The following is a 16,269-nucleotide window of genomic DNA, read 5'->3' on the forward strand; positions in this document are numbered from 1 at the left end:
GATAGCCCATGCAGATTGAATCGCCCCCCACCGAAAAGCGTTACGAAAAGCCCGAGGGCGAGCGGCGCGGGCTCGTGATCGTTCACACCGGCGACGGCAAGGGCAAGAGCACGGCAGCCTTTGGGCTGGCATTGCGTGCCTTTGGGCGCACCCATGTGCACGGCAAGCAGGTGCGGATTTTCCAGTTCATGAAGGTTCCCAGCGCACGTTTTGGCGAGCACCGCATGTTTGAGCAGATGGGCCTGCCCATTGAAGGCCTGGGCGATGGTTTCAGTTGGAAAAGCAAGGATTTGGACCATTCTGCGCAACTGGCTCGCGATGGCTGGCAGCGCGCCAGGGCGGCCATACTGGATGGGCAGCATTTTTTGCTGGTGCTCGACGAAATCACCTACCCGCTCATTTACGGCTGGTTGCCGCTGGACGATGTGCTGCAAACCCTGCGCGAGCGCCCGCGCGACGTGCACGTCTGCCTGACCGGTCGCCGCTGTCCGCCAGAAATCATCGAACTGGCCGATACCGTGACCGAAATGACCTTGATCAAACACGCCTTCCAGGCCGGGGTGCCGGCGCAGCGTGGCATTGAAGACTGAGGGCTGAGATGCAAGACCTTGCTCCCGCTTGGATAGCCATTCTCAGTCCGGGGGTGGCGATAGGGGTGGCCCTGCTGGCAGACCGCTGGCTGGGTGAGCCGCCGCTGCGCTGGCATCCGGTAGCGGCCATGGGGCAGGCCTTGGCGTGGCTGGGCCGCTGGGCAGCGCCGCCAGCCCATGTAGGGGCCGAGCAGCGCTGGGGTCCATGGGGCCGCGGCGCTCTGGGCTGGATGGTGGGGGCCGTGGTGGTGGCGGGTGGTGCCGCGCTGCTGGCAGGTCTGGTGGCTTTTGTGCCGCTCTGGCTGCAGGCCGTGCTGCTGGGGTTGTTGCTCAAACCCTTGCTGGCATGGCGCATGTTGCACCAAGAGGTGCAGCAGGTGGAGACCGCCTTGGCCGTGTCGCTGCAGGCCGGGCAGGCGCAACTGTCGCGGCTCGTCAGCCGCGAGGTGTCGTCGCTGGATGAAGCCGCTGTGCGCCAAGCGGCCTTGTCCTCGTTGTCAGAAAACCTCAACGATTCTGTGGTGGCCCCCCTGTTCTGGTTTGCCGTGGCCGGCTTGCCCGGCGCTGCGTTGTACCGCTGGGCCAACACCGCTGACGCCATGTGGGGCTACCGGGGCGAGCGCAACGGTCGCATCTGGACGTGGGCTGGCCATTGGGCCGCACGGGCAGACGATGTGTTGTCGTGGCTGCCCGCCCGCCTGACCGGGGTGCTGTTGCTGGGCTGGGGCTCGGTGCGGCGCGTGCGGGCGCTGCCGCAACAGGCCCGCCGCACCCCCTCGCCCAACGGGGGCTGGCCCATGGGCGCTTTGGCGCTGGCTTTGAACGTGCGCTTGTGCAAGCCTGGCGTGTACGCGCTCAATGAACATGCCGCTGCACCCACCCCGAGCTGCACCCAACGGGCCATCGTTTTGTGCAGCCACACCCTATGGCTGGCTGCTGGCCTGCTTGCGGCTGCAGCGGCATGCGTTGCCGCGTTGCGACAAGGGGCGGGAGCATGAGCACCTGGGATGGGCGGGTACACGGCGGCACCGACGACCAAGGTGTTGCCCAATGGGACTTTTCATCCAACGCCAACGCCTGCGGTCCATGCCCAGACGTTGAGGCTGCGGTGCGACAAGCCGACCCCCGCCGCTACCCGGACCCTGCCTACACGGCGCTGAGCCGCGCCTTGGCTGGTTTGCACGGGGTCGAACCCGAGCGCATTTTGTTGGGCACCAGTGCCAGCGAATGGGTGCAGCGCCTGTCGGCTTGGGCGCGGCAACGGGGGCAGCTTAAAGTCTGGTGGCCGCGCCACGCCTACGGCGACTACGCCCAGGCGGCGAGCGCATGGGGCTTGGAGCAGACCGATGACCCCCTTCAGGCTAGGCTGGCATGGCTGTGCGAACCCAGCAGTCCATTGGGGCAAAACGAAAGCCCCGAGGTGGTTGCCGCGCTGCTGGGCAACGCCCGCGCCGTGGTGGCGTTGGACTGCGCCTACGTGCCGCTCAGGCTCGATGGGGTGCCCGCCTTGACACCCGAACAGCGCCAGCGTTGCTGGCAGATCTGGTCACCCAACAAAGCCCTGGGCCTGACCGGGGTCCGCGCTGCCTACGCGATTGCGCCGCCAGCGCAAGCCCCCATGCGTCGGGAACTGGAATCCTTGGCGGCCTCTTGGCCGGTGGGCAGCCATGGGGTGGCCATGCTGCAGCAGTGGTGCCGACCGCAGGTGCAGGCATGGGTGCAAGGGTGCCTGCCCGAGCTGCAACGGTGCAAGGAGCGCCTTTTGCAAGGTCTGGAGCGCCGGGGCTGGCGCTGTTTGCCCAGCCATACCCCCTTCTTTTGTGCCCAGCCGCCGGCGCCGCTGCCGGCACCACAACTGCGGGCGCGGGGAATCAAGTTGCGCGATGCCAGCTCATTCGGCTGGCCCGGTTGGTGGCGTTTGAGTGCACAGAACGATGAGGCTGTGCAGGCTTTGCTGCGGGCACTGGATAGTCTGAGCAGCATGGAGACCTCCTCATGAGCGCCCCCTGCATCATGGTGCTGGGCACCAGCAGCGGGGCTGGCAAGAGCTGGATTGCCACCGCCTTGTGCCGTCACTATGCCCGCTTAGGGCTCAAAGTGGCCCCGTTCAAGGCGCAGAACATGAGCAACAACGCGCGCGTGGTGGCAACACCGGGGGGCGGCTGGGGCGAGATCGGCAGCGCGCAGTATTTTCAGGCGCTGGCGGCCGGGGTGCGGCCCGAGGTGCGCATGAACCCGGTGCTGCTCAAGCCCGAGGCCGACACCCGCTCGCAGGTGGTGCTGCTGGGCCAAGTCAGCGCGGAACTGGGCGCCATGCCTTGGCGCGAGCGCAGCCAGCGCTTGTGGCCGACGGTGGCGCAGGCCTTGGACGAACTGCGCGCGGCGCACGATCTGGTCGTGATCGAAGGGGCGGGTTCCCCGGCCGAAATCAACCTGATGGACAGCGACATCGTGAACCTGCGCGTGGCGCGGCACACCCGGGCGCGCTGCCTGCTGGTGAGCGACATCGACCGCGGCGGCGCTTTTGCGCACCTGTACGGCACCTGGGCGCTGCTGCCCGAGGCCGAGCGGGCCTTGCTGCGCGGTTTTGTGCTCAACCGCTTCCGCGGTGACCCCAGTCTGCTGGCACCGGGGCCGCAGCAGTTGCAGCAGCTCACCGGCGTGCCCACGCTGGCGACCATCCCCCTGCTGCGCCAGCATGGGCTGCCCGAAGAAGACGGCTGGTACGGGCCGGCTGCGGGCCAGGCGGCGGGGCCGTTGCGCCTGACGGTGGCCATCCTAGCCGGGCCGCACATCAGCAACCTCGACGAGTTCCAGCCGCTGTGCCAGGTGCCCGGTCTGCGGCTGCTGTGGGCGCGCCAGCCGGCCGATCTGGCCGCAGCAGACTGGATCATCCTGCCCGGCAGCAAACAAACCGCAGCCGACTTGGCCTGGTTGCGCACGCAAGGGCTGGATTGGGCGCTGGCGCAGCACGCGGCGCGCGGCGGGGCGGTGCTGGGCATCTGCGGTGGCCTGCAAATGCTGGGCGAGGTGCTGCAGGATGCGCACGGCATCGACGGCAACGCCGCCGGGCTTGGCCTGCTGCCGCTGCTGACGCAGTTTGCGCGCCACAAAACCGTCACGCCCAGCGAGGCGGTCTTTGCCAGTCCGGCGCTGGCGCAGGGGCCATGGGCCGCCTTGCAGGGGTTGCCCGTGCAAGGCTACGAAATCCACCACGGGCAAACCCAGGCCGATGCCGCCCGGGTGGCCGCCGGCCAGCCGCTGCTGGCGGCCCTGCACCACCGCGCCAGCGGCCAGCCGTTGGGCTGGTGCAACGCGGCAGGCAACGTGCTGGGGCTGTATCTGCACGGCCTGTTTGAGCAGCCTGTCGTGTTGCAGGCCCTGTTCGGGGCCGCGGTGCCGCTGCCCGATCAGGTGTTCGATCGCTTGGCCGACCACGTTGCAGCCCACTTCGCACCCGGCGCGCTGGCGGCGCTGCTGGAGCCCTGATTTTTTTGCTGAACATTCCGAAAGCCCCCATGAACTGGACCCTGCCCGAACTGGCCGACCTCGATGCCCTCAACCCGGCCGCGCTGCGAGCGCGCCTGCAGCAGCGCCTCGACGGCAAGACCAAGCCCTTGGGGTCGCTGGGGCAAATCGAGGCGCTGGCGCTGCGCTTGGGGCTGATCTTGGGCACCGAGGCGCCGCAGTTGCAACAGCCGCAGTTGCTGGTGTGCGCCGCCGACCACGGGCTGGCAGCGCAGGGCGTGTCGGCCTACCCGAGCGAGGTCACGGCGCAGATGGTGCTCAACTTTTTGGCCGGCGGCGCGGCGGTGAGCGTGCTGGCGCGCCAGCATGGGCTGGCGCTGACGGTGCTCGACTGCGGCGTGCGTGCCGAGCTGCCGGCGCACCCGGCCTTGCGCGATTGCAAGGTGGCACCCGGCAGCGCCGACTCCAGCCTGCAGCCGGCCATGAGCGCGGCGCAGTGCCGGGCCGCGCTCGGGCACGGGGCCGCTGCGGTGCGCAGCCTGCCTGGCAACGCGTTGCTGCTGGGCGAGATGGGCATAGGCAACACCTCGGCCGCTGCGTTGCTGCTGGCGCGCTTGGGCGGGGTGCCGATCGAAGACTGCACCGGGGCCGGCACCGGGCTGGATGCCGCCGGGGTGCAGCGCAAGACCGCCGTGCTGCGCGCCGTGTTGCAACGGCACGCGCAGGCGCAAGAGCCGCTGGATGCGCTGGCGGCCTTGGGTGGCTTCGAGATCGCCGCCTTGGTGGGGGCGGTGCTGGAGGCGGCGGCGCAGCGGCGCGTGATCGTGGTCGATGGCTTCATCACCGGGGCCGCGGTGCTGGTGGCGGCGCGCCTGCGGCCAGCGCTGTTGCAGCGCTGCGTCTTTGCCCATTGCGGTGCCGAGCGCGGCCACGCCCGGCTGCTGGAGCTGCTGGGGGCAGAACCCTTGCTGCGCCTGGGTTTGCGGCTGGGCGAAGGCTCGGGTGCGGCGCTGGCTTGGCCGCTGCTGGTCTCGGCCTGCGCGCTGCTGGAGCAGATGGCCAGTTTCGAGTCGGCTGGGGTGAGCCAGTCGGTGTCTCGATGAGCCCCAACGTCCTGCGCCGCCTATTGCTGGCGCTGCAATTTTTGACCCGCATCCCGGTCACGGGCCGGCTGGCCGACTGGGTCGGCTACAGCCCGCAGTTGCTGCGCGAATCGGCACCCTACTTCCCGCTGGTGGGGGCGCTGGTGGGCGTGCTGGCTGCCGCCGCCATGGGGGCGCTGTGGTGGCTGCTGCCCGCCGTGCCGGCCGCCGCTTGGGTGGCCGCCGTGGTGGCGCTGGCGTGTGGCCTGTTGCTCACCGGGGCTTTGCACGAAGATGGGCTGGCCGACACCTTTGACGGCTTGGGCGGTTCGCCTAAGCGCGAACGCGCGCTCGAGATTATGAAAGATTCGCGCATCGGCAGCTACGGGGCGTTGGCGCTGGGGGTGGCGCTGCTGGCCCAGTGCGCCTTGCTGGCCACCTTGCTGCAAACCGATGTGGCGCTGGCGTTGGTGGCGCTGGTGTGGGCGCACACGGTGTCGCGCTGCGCCCCACTGTGGATGCTGCACCGGCATCATCATGTGGGCGATCTGGCTGGTGCCAAATCGAAGCCACTGGCCGACGGCCTCACGGGGCGCGGCTTGCTGGGGGCGCTGGTGCTGGCAGCATTGCTGGTCGCGCCGGGGCTGTGGTGGGTGTCGGGCGCTGATTTGCTCGCCGGCCTGCTGGGTGCGCTGCTGGGCGCGCTGTGGATGGGGCGCTGGCTGCTGCGCCGCTTGGGCGGCTACACCGGCGATGGGCTGGGTGCGATGCAGCAGGCCGCCACCTTGGGGCTGCTGCTGGGGGTGGCGCTGCAGTGGCCGGGCGCTGCTGGCTGAGTGGGGGCTGGTGCACATATGACGCCCAACCCGGTCAGCCCGGCCCCGCCAGCCGATCCGGCCTCTGACGCGCTGGGCCGCCTGTGGCTGGTGCGCCATGCCCGCGTGCTGTGTCCGGTCGAGCCGGTGCGTGCCACCTGCTATGGTCGGCTCGACTGGCCCGCCGACCCGCAGGCGACCCAAGAGCTGGCCCGCACCCTAGCCGGCCAATTGCCAATCGGGGCACGGTTGCGCAGCAGCACGCGCCAGCGCACCCGCTTGCTGGCACACGAGCTACAAGCCTTGCGCCCCGACCTGCAGCCCGGCGGCGCCGACGCGCGGCTCGACGAGCTCGACTTCGGGGCTTGGGAAGGGCGGCGCTGGGACGACATCGGCGAGGCCGCCGTGGCCGCCTGGGTGCGCAATTTTGCCGATGCGCGCGTGGGCGGGGGTGAGTCGGTGCGGCAACTGCTGCAGCGCGTGCAAGCGGCCCTGATCGAGCAGGCGGCGGACGGGCCGGGCGAGGTGGTCTGGCTCTGCCATGCGGGAGTCATTCGGGCTTGCCTGTGGCTCTATGGATCCACCTCCAGCGCCACGCCGCAGGCCGATACGTGGCCGCGCACAACCGTTTCCTGTGCTTATTGCAAGGAATTTCCCAGGACATACCCTAGGACCGGGGAACTTGGGTGGCGTTCATAAGTTGGCTGTAAGAATCGGGCTCGACAGTCCATGCCTGAGCGTTGCTTGGCCTCTTGCGGCAGCGTTCTGGCGCGGTGGCGCAAGCCGCCGTTTCAGGTGTGATTCGACCCATCCCGGGCTGATCCAGAAAGGAACCCATTCATGACTAACCCCAGTACGAAAGACGCGGCACCGCCCGGCGTCGTGTACGACGAGGGCGTGATCAAGCGCAAGCTTGGCGCGGCCCTTGGCCTACTGGCCATCTTTTGTGTCACCTATTTCACGGCCGCCGTGATCGCGACGCGCGACTTCAAGCAAATCGGCCAGATCGAAATCCTCGGCTTGCCTCTGGCGCTCTACACCGCCACGCTGGTGTTCGTCGTGGGCTTGGTGGTGACCCGCATGTGTCTGAACCAAGACAAAGGGGGTAAATCATGAACTTTGAAAACCCGATTGCCTTTGCCATTCTGGTCGCCAGTTTGATTCTGGTGGTCTATATCAGTTGGTGGGGCAAAAAACAAACCACCACCACCACCGACTTTTACGTCGCTGGCGGCAAAATCTCGGCGCGGCTCAACGGCTGGGCCATGTTTGGCGACTACTGCTCGGCTGCCAGCTTCTTGGGTGTGGCCGGTGCGATTGCGCTGGTCGGCATCGATAGCTGGTGGATCGCCATCGGCTTCTTTGGCGCCTGGATTTTCGTGCTGGTGGCACTGGCTGGCCCGCTGAAAAGCTCGGGCAAGTTCACCGTCGGCGACGTGCTGGTCGGGCGCTTTGGTGGCCGCAGCCTCAAGTTCCTGGCGATGTTCACCACGGTGGTGATCGGCACGCTCTACTTGGTGCCGCAGATCGTGGGTGCGGGTCACCTGTTCCAGTTGCTGTTGGGCTGGGATTACATGGTCACGGTGTTCGTTTCGGCGTTCATCATGGGCCTGATGGTGATTCTGGGCGGCATGATGGGTACCACCTACAACCAAGCCATCCAGGGTGTGATCTTGCTGGTGGCGATGCTGCTGCTGTTCGTGCTGGCCACGCTGGTTTATTTTGGTGGCAACCCCTTTGCCATCATCACCCAAGCCATGGGAACCGTTCCGCCAACCGAGGCAGTGAAGGTAATGGCGCAAGTCACAGTGCCTGCCGCGACCGAAGCCGCTTACGGCCCGTTCGTGCTGGCCGAAGCGATCCGCGCCGGCTTTGCCGACCTGCCCAATGCGCTCACACCGGGTGTTGCAACCCCCGACGTCTGGAACCAAGTCAGTCTGGTGCTGGGTCTGCTGCTCGGTGTGGCCGGTCTGCCGCACATCCTGATCCGCTTCTACACCGTGAAAGACGCCAAAGACGCCAAGAAAGGTGCGCAAATCACCATCATCGGGCTGGCGGTGTTCTACATCGCGGTGCTGTTCGTCGGCTTTGCCACCATGATGATCCTCTACCCTGAGCTGATCAAAATGCTTGAAGCTGGCCAGCGCGGTCAAGCCACCAACTTGGCCATTCCCATGCTGGGTCAAGCCCTGGGTGGTGAAGTGGTGTTGGGCCTGATCGCAGCCGGTGCCATGGCGGCCATGCTGAGCACGGCGGTGGGTCTGCTGATCTCCATGACCACCAGCCTGTCGCACGACGTCTATGCCGGCGTGTTGCGCCCCAACAGCACCGACCGTGAGCGCGTTGCGTTCGCCAAAATGGGTGCCGTGGTGCTGACCGTGATCGCCCTGCTGGCTTCGATCTGGCTCAAAGACCAGAACGTCGCCATTCTGGTGGCCATGTGCTTTGGTATCGCCGCCTCCACGTTCGCCCCGGTGCTGATCCTGTCGGTGTGGTGGACGGGCCTGACCAAAGAAGGCGTGATTGCCGGTCTGGTGGTGGGCTTGATCGTCTCACTGACCTTCACCTTCGCTCGTTTCGCAGCGGTGCCAGAAATCGCGGGCATCCGTGTGCTGGGCAACCCAGCTCTCTACGGCGTGCCGGCGGCCCTGCTGTCGATCATTGTGGTGAGCCTGTTGACCAAGAACACGGGCAACGCCCGCGAGTTCATGGCCATGGCGCATCGCGAATAAGCAAGCTCTTGCTACAACTTGGAACCCACCGCAAGGTGGGTTCATTAAAAACCCGCCATGAGGCGGGTTTTTTTAGATCATCCCCGCCATACGGCGGGTTTTTTTATGGCTGCCCTTCTGGTGGGATCAGAGCTGATTGACCGGGTACAGCCGCGCCAGCGAGCCCTGCACGCTTTTCACCACGGCGAAGGCGTTTTTCAGGTGCCCGCGCTCGAGGTTGGAGAGCGCATCGGGGCGCAGGTAGTTGTCGGCGGCGTGGCCTTCCGACATGCGCTGCGCCTGGTGCTGCAGCCGCAGCGTGCTCAGGAATTCGAGCGCGTCGATCAGGTCGCGCACCTGCTGCGCCGTGACGGCCCCGCTGCCGGCGGCAATTTCCAGCCGGTCGCGCGTGTTCACGGCCGCCGAGCCGGCCGCCAGCGCGTAAAAGCGCGCCATGTCGGTGATCGGAACGATGCCCTGCATTTTCAGGTCCACACAGCCCTCGTGTGCGCCGCCCTTGATCAGGCTGATGTTGCCGAGCCAGTTCAGCGGCGGCTGGCGTTGCAGCGCGTTGCCGGCCAGGTTCACCAGAAAGGACTTGTTGCCCCGGGAGCGCTGCACCACCTCGGCGCGCAGCCCGTCGATCAGCTCGGGCTTGCCATAAACGAAGCGCTGGTCGAAAAAAACGCCGGTGAGCATCAGCGCTTCCGGTTCGGGGATGTCGATCCAGCGGTAAAAATACTGGCGCCACTGCTGCAGTGGCTGGCGCCACAGGTCGGTCATGGCCATCATCTCGCCGGGGCAGTGCACGTAGCCGCAGGCGTCGAGCCCGTCGCAGACAAAGCGCGACAGTTGCTTGAAGTACTCGCCATGGCGCTCGGGCTCGTAACCGTCGTCGAGCACCATGCAGTTGTCTTGGTCCGATTTGGCGGTCTGCTCGTTGCGCCCTTGCGAGCCCGCGGCCACCCAAGCGTAGTCCAGCGGCGCCGGACCCAGTTGCATCTCACCCAGTTGCAGCAGCCGCGCCGTGAGGGCGTCGGTGATGGCGCTCACGATGTGGCCGGTGCTGTAGGCGCTGGCCTCGGCGGCGGCCAGGCTTTGCTGCAACTGCTTGATGCGCGCACTGGTTTGCACCAGCGCCTGGACCGAGTCCTGGTTGTAGATGGCCCCAGCCAGATAGACCGCCGAATTGCTTTGACGCTCGCTCAGGTCCGAGCTGCTGATCATGCCCGCCACCGCTTGCCCGTCGAGCACCGGCACGTGGTGGATGTTGTGGCGCGCCATCAGCAGCAAGGCGTCGAAGGCGTGCTGCTGGATGTCGATCGTCAGCGGGGCCAGGGTGGCAATCTCCAAGATCGGGCGCGAGGTGTCGAGCCCAGCGGCCACCACGCGGTTGCGCAGGTCGCGGTCGGTGATGAGGCCAAACAGGGCCCCGTCTTGCACGATCAGCACCGAGGAGATGCGGTGCTCGCGCATCAGGCGCGCGGCGTCGATGATCGGGGTCTGCGGCGGCAGCGTGACGGGTGCGCGCTTGAGCAGGCTGCGCACCGGGGTGGTGATGAGGCTGACGTAGTCGTCGCTGCTGCGCGATGGGGCCGGGTCGGTGTGGGCGTTCATGGTGCGGTGTGCAGGAAGTCCCTCTAAAGCCGCATCTTAAAGCCATGCGCGGCTTGTTCTTGTTGGGTTGAAATTTTTATCAGTCTGAAGCAGCCCCGCCAAGATTGGGCGACAATGCGTGCACCACACGACAGGGAAAGATCCATGCCCAACGTCCCCTTGCAGTCGAGGTTCACACCGTGATGTGCCGCCCCCACTGCGTGGTCTGGGTGCTGCTCTGGCTGGGCGCTGCGGGTGGCGCAGTGGCCGCTGCACCCGGCCCTGCGCCGACCCTGCCACCCTCTGCGCTCGCGGTGGCCGTGGCCGATCTGCCCCCCTTGGGCCCGCCACCTTGGAGCGACGAAGCGCCGCAGCTGTCGCGCTGGATCGAGCAGGGTTTCGAGGCGCAGCAGCGCAACGAGGTGCTGCAGGCAGCGGCGCACTATTGTGCGGCGGCGCGCTTTGGCAGCACCGAGGCCCAGTACCGCCTCGGGCGCTTGTTTTTGGCGCGCGTCGACGAGCCCGGTCGGCTCGAAGGGCGCACCCTGCTGGCCATGGCGGCGCAAGGCGGGCACGAGCAGGCTGCGCTAATCGTGGCGCAGACCGGCTTGGCCGACGCCGTGCCCGATTGCCTGATCAGCGGCGCGGCGCCGCAGTTTGCGCTCCCGGCGGCGCCAGCGGCCCCGGCCGCGCTGATGGCCGAAGCGGTGGTGCCCTTCGAAGTGGTGCAGCGCTTCATCGACGCCCTGCCGCCCGAGCGCCAGCGCTACGCCGAACTGATCCAGCGCTTGGCGCCGCGCTTCGAGGTCGATTACCGCTTCGCGCTGGCGGTGGCGCGGGCCGAGTCGAACTTCAACCCCAGCGCCGTGTCGCCCAAAAACGCCATGGGGCTGATGCAGCTCATCCCCGAAACCGCCGAGCGCTTTGGCGTGCGCTACCCCTTCAACGCGGAGCAAAACGTGCGCGGCGGCTTGGCGTACCTGCGCTGGCTGCTGCAGCGTTTCAATGGCGACGTGGCGCTGGCCGCTGCCGCTTACAACGCCGGCGAGGGGGCGGTGGACCGTTTTGGCGGCATCCCGCCGTTTCGGGAAACGCAGGAATACGTGCGCCGCATCCTAAACTTTTACCGCGCTCCGCTGCACGTCTGGCCACCGGTGCGCTGAATCCGCAGAGCGCCCCCGGCTAGGGGTTTTACAAATCCAGCTCCTGCCGGATCAGGGTGGCGATTTCCTCGATCGATTTGCTGGTGGTCGAGAGGTTGCGGATGCCGGTGCGGCGCATCATGGCCTCGGCTTCGGCCACTTCGTAGCGGCAGTTTTCCAGGCTGGCGTAGCGCGAGTTCGGGCGGCGCTCGTGCCGGATTTCGCTCAGGCGCTGCGCGTCGATGGTCAGGCCAAACAGCTTTTTCTTGTGCGCCAGCAACTGCGGCGGCAGTTGGCGGCGCTCGAAATCTTCCGGGATCAGCGGGTAGTTGCTGGCCTTGAGGCCAAACTGCAGCGCCAGGTAGAGCGAGGTTGGCGTTTTGCCGCTGCGGCTCACCCCCACCAAAATCACGTCCGATTGCGCCAGGTCCCGGTCGGTCTGGCCGTCGTCGTGGTCGAGCGTGAAGTTGATCGCCTCCATGCGGTCGTGGTATTCGCGGCTCTTGGCCACATCAGAAAAACGCCCCACGCGGTGGTTCGACTTGATGCCCAGCTCCAGCTCCAGCGGTGCAATGAAGGTGCCGAACATATCGATCAGCATGCCCTTGCAGTGGCCGTGCAGCACCTGCAGCACCTCGGGGTTGACCACGGTGGTAAAGACCAGCGGGCGCCGGCCATCGACCTCGGCGGCGTGGTTGATTTGCCGCAGCGCCTGGTGCGCCTTGTCGGGGTCGTCGATGAAGGGCAGGCGCACCCGGCGCGGCTCGATCTCGAACTGCGCCAGCAGGGCTTTGGCAAAGGTTTCGGCGGTGATGCCGGTGCCGTCGGAGACAAAAAAGGCGGTGCGGTGCGACATGGGGTGCGTTTGGGTGCAACAGCGTGCAAGTAGGGGGGCGGATTTACAATCCAAGCATTATCCCGCCACCCGCGCCGGGCTCGGCCGCCACCCTTACAACACAACGATGCGGCGGTTTCAAGCCTTGGCGTGCGTGTTGCTGCCGCAGCCGCCGCAGCGGGGTACCCGGTTTTTAACTTTGGAACCTGCACCATGTCGCAACTGTTTGACCCGACCGCCTTGGTCGTGCCGTTTGAGCAACTCAGAATGACCGATGTCGAAGCCGTGGGCGGCAAAAACGCCAGCCTCGGTGAGATGATCTCGCAACTGCCGCAAGGCGTTCGCGTGCCGACCGGTTTTGCCACCACCGCGCACGCCTTTCGCCAGTTTCTGGCCGCCGACGGGCTGCACCAGCGCATCCAGGCCAAGCTCGACGCGCTCGATACCGACGACGTGCGCGCGCTGGCGCAGTGCGGCTCCGAAATTCGCGCCCTGGTCGAGGCGCAGCCCTTTCCGGCTGCGCTGGAGCAGGCCATCCGCGCCGCCTACGTGCAGCTCAACGGCAGCAGCGCCAGCGCCAGCTACGCGGTGCGCTCATCGGCCACCGCCGAAGACTTGCCCGACGCCTCCTTTGCCGGGCAGCAGGAAACCTTTTTGAACGTACAGGGCATAGACGACGTATTGCACAAAATCAAAGAGGTGTTTGCCAGCCTCTACAACGACCGCGCCATCAGCTACCGCGTCCACAAGGGCTTTGCGCACGCCGAGGTGGCGCTGTCGGCCGGGGTGCAGCGCATGGTGCGCTCCGACCTGGGCGCGGCCGGGGTGGTGTTCACCATCGACACCGAATCGGGCTTTGAAGACGTGGTGTTCATCACCAGCAGCTACGGGCTGGGCGAAACGGTGGTGCAAGGGGCGGTGAACCCGGACGAGTTCTACGTCCACAAACCGATGCTGCAAGCGGGCAAGCAGGCCGTGATCCGGCGCAACCTCGGCTCCAAGCTGATCCAGATGGTGTTTGCCACGCCCGAGCAAAAAGCGCGCAGCGGCAAGCTGGTGCAAACCGTCGAGGTGCCGGTGGAGCTGCGCAACCGCTACAGCCTGAACGAGGCCGAGGTGCTGCAACTGGCGCACTACGCGCTGGTGATCGAGCGCCACTACGGCCGGGCGATGGACATCGAGTGGGGCAAAGACGGGCTCGATGGCCAAATCTACATCCTGCAAGCGCGCCCCGAGACGGTCAAGAGCCAGTCCGGCGGCCAAGTCGAGCTGCGCTACAAGCTCAAGGGCCAGGGCGCGGTGCTGGCCACCGGGCGCGCCATTGGGCAAAAAATCGGCACCGGGCCGGTGCGGCTGGTGCAGCACCTCAGCGAGATGGACCAGGTGCAGCCCGGCGACGTGCTGGTGACGGACATGACCGACCCGAACTGGGAGCCGGTGATGAAGCGCGCCAGTGCCATTGTCACGAATCGCGGCGGGCGCACCTGCCACGCCGCCATCATCGCGCGCGAGCTGGGCATACCGGCCGTGGTGGGCTGTGGCGACGCCACCGAGGCGCTCAAAGACGGCGCGCTGGTGACGGTGAGCTGCGCCGAGGGCGACACCGGCCGCATCTACGACGGCCTGCTGGAGACCGAAGTCACCGAGGTGCGCCGGGGTGCCATGCCCGAGCTGGACCTGAAAATCATGATGAACGTGGGCAACCCGCAGTTGGCCTTCGATTTTGCCCAAATCCCCAACCACGGCGTGGGGCTGGCGCGGCTGGAGTTCATCATCAACAACAACATCGGCGTGCACCCGAAAGCGATTCTGGACTACCCGCAGATCGACCCCGACCTGAAAAAAGCGGTGGAGTCGGTGGCACGCGGCCACGCCAGCCCGCGCGCGTTCTATGTGGATAAAGTGACCGAAGGCGTGGCCACCATCGCCGCCGCCTTCTGGCCCAAGCCGGTGATCGTGCGCCTGAGCGACTTCAAGAGCAACGAGTACCGCAAGCTCATCGGCGGCAGCCGCTACGAGCCCGACGAAGAAAACCCCATGCTCGGTTTCCGGGGCGCGGTGCGCTACCTCAGCGCCGATTTTGGCGAGGCCTTTGCCATGGAATGCGAAGCCCTGCGGCGCGTGCGCGAGCCCATGGGGCTGGACAATGTGCAGGTCATGGTGCCTTTCGTGCGCACCCTCAAGCAGGCCGAGCAGGTGGTGGAGCTGCTGGCGCGCTTTGGCCTCAAGCGCGGCGTCAACGGCCTAAAATTGATCATGATGTGCGAAATCCCCAGCAACGCCATTTTGGCCGAGCAGTTTTTGCAGCATTTCGACGGCTTTTCCATCGGCTCCAACGACCTGACCCAGCTCACCCTGGGGCTGGACCGCGACTCCGGGCTGGCGCTGCTGGCGCAGGACTTCGACGAGCGCGACCCGGCCGTAACGGCGCTGATCTCGCAAGCCATCCAGGCCTGCCGCGCCCAAGGCAAGTACATCGGCATCTGCGGCCAAGGCCCGAGCGACCACCCGGACTTTGCGCGCTGGCTGCAGCAGCAAGGCATCGAATCAATCTCGCTCAACCCCGACACCGTGATCGAGACCTGGACGCAGTTGGCTCAGGGCTGATGGGGCGGGGGGGCACTGGCGGCGGTCTGCTGGCGGCCCTCTCTCACAGGGCTTACTGCCCCGGTGCGCGCAGCAGCGCCGCGATGGGCTGCAAATCCTCGGCTGTGAGCACGCCACTGGCTAGGCGCAGGCGCAGGGTGCCGAGCAGCAGCTCGTAGCGGGCGCGCGCCAAGCGGGCTTTGGTGTCGAAGAGCTGGCTCTGGGCGTTGAGCACGTCGATGTTGATGCGCACCCCCACTTCGAAGCCGAGCCGGTTGGCATCTAGAGCGCTCTGGCTGGAGGCTTGCGCGGCTTCGAGGGCCTGCACCTGCCCGGTGCCCGAGACCAGACCGAGGTAGGCGCTGCGCGTGGCTTGGCTGACGCTGCGCTGGGCCGCGTCGAGCTCGGCGCGGGCGCGGGTTTGCAGGGCCACGGCTTCGGCAATGCGGTTTTGCAGCGCGCCGCCGGTGTAGAGCGGCAGGTTGAACTGGATGCCGATGCTGGCGTCGCGCTGACTGACGTTGCCGCTGGCCGGCAGGCCTAGGGCCGGTGCGCGGACGAGTTGGAGCTGCGCCGTGGCATCGACGGTGGGGCCGCGTGCGGCTTGGGCGCGTTGCACTTCGAGCGCGGCGATTTGCAGCCCGGCCTCGGCTTGGCGCAGCATGGGGTGTGCGTTTTGGGCGCGCTCGACCCAGCTTGGCATGGTCGCAGAGGGGTCCGGCACCGGCAGGGCCACGCCTTCGGGCAGGTGCCACGGGCGCACGCCGGCGCGGCCGACGAGTTGCTCGAGTTCGAGCTGGCGCACCAGCAGCGCATTGGTGGCGGCGATGTGCTGCGCGCGCACCAGGTCGAAGCGCGCCTGCGCCTCGCGCGCATCGGTGATGGTGGTGGCACCGACTTCAAACAGGCGCCGCGCCGCCGCGAGTTGCTCGGCCACGGCGGTTTGCTGCGCCTCGATGAAGCGCAGGCTGTCTTGCGCCGCCAACAGATCGAAGGTGGCTTGGGCGGTGCGCACGATCAGCTCTTGTTCGGCGCTTTGCAGCCGCGCCTGCGCCGCCTGCAAGGCCAGCTCGGCCTGCTGCAGCGCCAGTTGGTTGGCGGGCCGAAACAGCGGCTGGCTGGCTCCTAGGCTGAGGTTCTGCCGGTTGCTGGAGCGTGTGGGCCCGGGCAGGCTGCTGTCGCTGTGGGTCCAGTGCGCGCCGCCGCTCAGGGCCACGCTGGGGCGCACCCCGGCCAGCGCCTGGGCAGCGCGGGCGCGCTCGGCCTCGAACTGGGCCTGCGCAGCTACAAACGTGGCGTCGTGGGCGCGCGCGGCGGCGAACAGATCGGGCAGGTTTTGCGCTTGGGCGCTGCCGAGTGCGCATAAGCCCAGCAAGGCAGCGGCTGCTGCAGCCCGGCGAAAGGTGCTGGCGGGGCGCCGGAGGGTGGCCTTCATGGTGCCGGG

The 16,269-nt window shown here is 67.1% G+C and carries 14 protein-coding genes; 11 read left to right on the forward strand and 3 right to left on the reverse strand.

What is annotated here, in order from left to right; all coding sequences use genetic code 11:
* Positions 1–8: 8 nt before the first annotated feature.
* From cobO to SRAA_RS02145, 9 genes are all read left to right on the forward strand, one after another.
* The gene (gene cobO, locus SRAA_RS02105) at positions 9–590 is read left to right on the forward strand and encodes a cob(I)yrinic acid a,c-diamide adenosyltransferase (RefSeq protein WP_045530693.1); all 582 of its coding nucleotides are present in this window, start codon (positions 9–11) and stop codon (positions 588–590) included.
* 8 nt (positions 591–598) lie between these two features.
* Positions 599–1,588: an adenosylcobinamide-phosphate synthase CbiB gene (gene cbiB / locus SRAA_RS02110; protein WP_045530694.1), complete on the forward strand. Its 990-nt coding sequence runs from the start codon at positions 599–601 to the stop codon at positions 1,586–1,588.
* The gene (locus tag SRAA_RS02115) at positions 1,585–2,589 is read left to right on the forward strand and encodes an aminotransferase class I/II-fold pyridoxal phosphate-dependent enzyme (RefSeq protein ID WP_045530695.1); all 1,005 of its coding nucleotides are present in this window, start codon (positions 1,585–1,587) and stop codon (positions 2,587–2,589) included. Before cbiB ends, SRAA_RS02115 begins: the two co-directional genes overlap by 4 nt.
* On the forward strand, positions 2,586–4,079 hold the full coding sequence (locus SRAA_RS02120; RefSeq protein WP_045530696.1) for a cobyric acid synthase: 1,494 nt from the start codon (positions 2,586–2,588) through the stop codon (positions 4,077–4,079). Before SRAA_RS02115 ends, SRAA_RS02120 begins: the two co-directional genes overlap by 4 nt.
* A gap of 29 nt (positions 4,080–4,108) precedes the next feature.
* The gene (cobT, locus tag SRAA_RS02125; protein WP_045530697.1) at positions 4,109–5,161 is read left to right on the forward strand and encodes a nicotinate-nucleotide--dimethylbenzimidazole phosphoribosyltransferase; all 1,053 of its coding nucleotides are present in this window, start codon (positions 4,109–4,111) and stop codon (positions 5,159–5,161) included.
* On the forward strand, positions 5,158–5,976 hold the full coding sequence (locus tag SRAA_RS02130; RefSeq protein WP_045530698.1) for an adenosylcobinamide-GDP ribazoletransferase: 819 nt from the start codon (positions 5,158–5,160) through the stop codon (positions 5,974–5,976). Before cobT ends, SRAA_RS02130 begins: the two co-directional genes overlap by 4 nt.
* A gap of 18 nt (positions 5,977–5,994) precedes the next feature.
* The gene (locus SRAA_RS02135) at positions 5,995–6,654 is read left to right on the forward strand and encodes a histidine phosphatase family protein (RefSeq protein ID WP_082039857.1); all 660 of its coding nucleotides are present in this window, start codon (positions 5,995–5,997) and stop codon (positions 6,652–6,654) included.
* Positions 6,655–6,795: 141 nt separating this feature from the next.
* Positions 6,796–7,071, forward strand: coding sequence for a hypothetical protein (locus SRAA_RS02140; RefSeq protein ID WP_144318684.1), 276 nt, complete (start codon positions 6,796–6,798; stop codon positions 7,069–7,071).
* Complete coding sequence (locus tag SRAA_RS02145; protein ID WP_045530699.1) at positions 7,068–8,687, forward strand: sodium/solute symporter; 1,620 nt, start codon at positions 7,068–7,070, stop codon at positions 8,685–8,687. Before SRAA_RS02140 ends, SRAA_RS02145 begins: the two co-directional genes overlap by 4 nt.
* A 126-nt stretch (positions 8,688–8,813) precedes the next feature.
* Here the strand turns inward: SRAA_RS02145 and SRAA_RS02150 are convergent, their stop codons facing one another.
* A complete protein-coding gene (locus SRAA_RS02150; protein ID WP_052467450.1) occupies positions 8,814–10,283 on the reverse strand; it encodes a putative nucleotidyltransferase substrate binding domain-containing protein in 1,470 nt (489 codons plus the stop codon).
* A gap of 182 nt (positions 10,284–10,465) precedes the next feature.
* On the opposite strand from SRAA_RS02150, the gene SRAA_RS02155 reads away from it, so the two are divergent.
* Positions 10,466–11,425 (forward strand): lytic transglycosylase domain-containing protein, encoded by a 960-nt coding sequence (locus SRAA_RS02155; protein WP_082039858.1) that lies wholly within the window; start codon positions 10,466–10,468, stop codon positions 11,423–11,425.
* Positions 11,426–11,453: 28 nt separating this feature from the next.
* Here SRAA_RS02155 and ppsR read toward each other — a convergent pair whose 3' ends face one another.
* On the reverse strand, positions 11,454–12,260 hold the full coding sequence (ppsR, locus tag SRAA_RS02160; RefSeq protein ID WP_045530700.1) for a posphoenolpyruvate synthetase regulatory kinase/phosphorylase PpsR: 807 nt from the start codon (positions 12,258–12,260) through the stop codon (positions 11,454–11,456).
* A 192-nt stretch (positions 12,261–12,452) separates the two neighbouring features.
* Between ppsR and ppsA the strand changes: the two genes are divergently transcribed.
* The gene (gene ppsA / locus SRAA_RS02165) at positions 12,453–14,846 is read left to right on the forward strand and encodes a phosphoenolpyruvate synthase (RefSeq protein WP_045530701.1); all 2,394 of its coding nucleotides are present in this window, start codon (positions 12,453–12,455) and stop codon (positions 14,844–14,846) included.
* 52 nt (positions 14,847–14,898) lie between these two features.
* On the opposite strand, the gene SRAA_RS02170 is transcribed toward ppsA, so the two are convergent.
* On the reverse strand, positions 14,899–16,260 hold the full coding sequence (locus tag SRAA_RS02170; RefSeq protein WP_045530702.1) for a TolC family outer membrane protein: 1,362 nt from the start codon (positions 16,258–16,260) through the stop codon (positions 14,899–14,901).
* Positions 16,261–16,269: the final 9 nt, after the last annotated feature.

The organism is Serpentinimonas raichei, assembly GCF_000828895.1.
GTDB lineage: Bacteria > Pseudomonadota > Gammaproteobacteria > Burkholderiales > Burkholderiaceae_C > Serpentinimonas > Serpentinimonas raichei.